This window comes from Caballeronia mineralivorans PML1(12) (genome assembly GCF_001028175.1).
GTDB classification, from domain to species: Bacteria; Pseudomonadota; Gammaproteobacteria; order Burkholderiales; family Burkholderiaceae; genus Caballeronia; species Caballeronia mineralivorans.
Genome location: NZ_AEJF01000374.1, coordinates 1 through 1,375, shown reverse-complemented (window position 1 = coordinate 1,375; position 1,375 = coordinate 1). Strand labels below are relative to the sequence as shown.

Here is a 1,375-nt window from a genome sequence, read left to right as displayed (position 1 = left end):
CAAAATAAGGCATGATTCGCTTATCTTCAAGCACATTGTGAGGAGAGCGATGGAAACTACTTCGAAGAGATTCGAGGAGTATGTGTCCCTGATGGCTCAGTCGCTTGGGCACGCTGATCGTGTCGAGCCTTTTCGTGGCTACTGTACGGGCTTGATGTTGCCGGTCAAGCGCAAGAGCGTTGAGCCCATGGCTGCGCATCTGTCACCGGACCGAGTGCGCTCGGAACACCAGCGTCTGCATCACTTTGTAGCCGATGCACCGTGGTCGGATCAGGCGGTGCTTGATACGGTGCGCGGTTACGTACTTGAGCGAGTAAGCCGGCGCGCGGGTTCGCCTGAGGCGCTGATTATTGACGATACCGGCGTTCCGAAGAAGGGTAAGCACTCGGTCGGGGTCGCTCGGCAATATTGTGGCCAGCTCGGGAAACAGGACAATTGCCAGGTCGCAGTCAGCGTCTCGCTCGCAAATGAACGCTTCAGTCTGCCGGTGCGCTATCAGCTGTATTTGCCGCAAAGCTGGGCCGATGACGCAGACCGTCGTAAGGCTGCCAAAGTGCCCGAGGCGCTTGAGTTCGTCACCAAGCCGATGCTCGCGCTGCAACTGCTCGAAAATCTCGCCGAGGTGGAATCGCTGCCCGAACTGGTTATCGCCGACGCCGGTTACGGGGCAGGCACCGAGTTCCGCGAGCAGCTCACAGCGATGGGCTTCACGTATGTGGTCGGGGTAACAGGCGCGCTCAGCCTGCAGATGCAAGCTCAGGCGCCATTGCAGGCGAAAGAGCTGGCCATGCAGCTGCCGTCGCGGCGCTTTCGCACGCTCACATGGCGTGAAGGCACCAACGCCGCCCTGTCGTCGCGCTTTGCGGCAATACGGGTGCACTGCACCTCCCGCGCAGCCCAGCCAGCTGACACCCTCGAGGAGCAATGGCTGCTCGTCGAGTGGCCCAGGGAAGAAGTCGAGCCGACCAGGTACTTCCTCAGTACGTTGCCGGCTGATACACCAATCAAGGAGCTCGTGCGACTCGCAAAACTGCGCTGGCGTATTGAGCGTGATTACCAGGAGCTCAAGCAGGAACTTGGCCTGGGGCATTTCGAGGGACGCAGTTGGCGCGGCTTTCATCACCACGCGACGCTGTGCATAGCGGCATACAGCTTTCTCGTCACCGAGCGCCTGGTGGCGCAAAAAAAAACTCCAGCTCATCGGTTACCCGGCAAAGTGTCTTCCTTACCCGAAGGCTTCCGGCCCCGGGGCGCCCCTGCGTAAGCAGCGCCATGTGCCGGACTCCATTACAACGCTGCGACTGGAGCTTGCTGCCGCGCTGCTTGCCCGTCTCGAGCGGTGCCCGTGCTGCGGCCGGAAAATCGAATAATTTGT

The 1,375-nt window shown here is 60.3% G+C and carries 1 protein-coding gene; it reads left to right on the top strand.

Annotation, left to right across the window (positions count from 1 at the left end):
* The first annotated feature begins 49 nt into the window (after positions 1–49).
* Positions 50–1,264: an IS701 family transposase gene (locus EOS_RS43105; RefSeq protein ID WP_047898361.1), complete on the top strand. Its 1,215-nt coding sequence runs from the start codon at positions 50–52 to the stop codon at positions 1,262–1,264.
* The last annotated feature ends 111 nt before the right edge of the window (positions 1,265–1,375 follow it).

What these genes read in the sequence shown, in the direction of transcription:
- EOS_RS43105 (WP_047898361.1), top strand. Translation starts at nt 50, where the DNA reads ATGGAAACTACTTCGAAGAGATTCGAGGAGTATGTGTCCCTGATGGCT.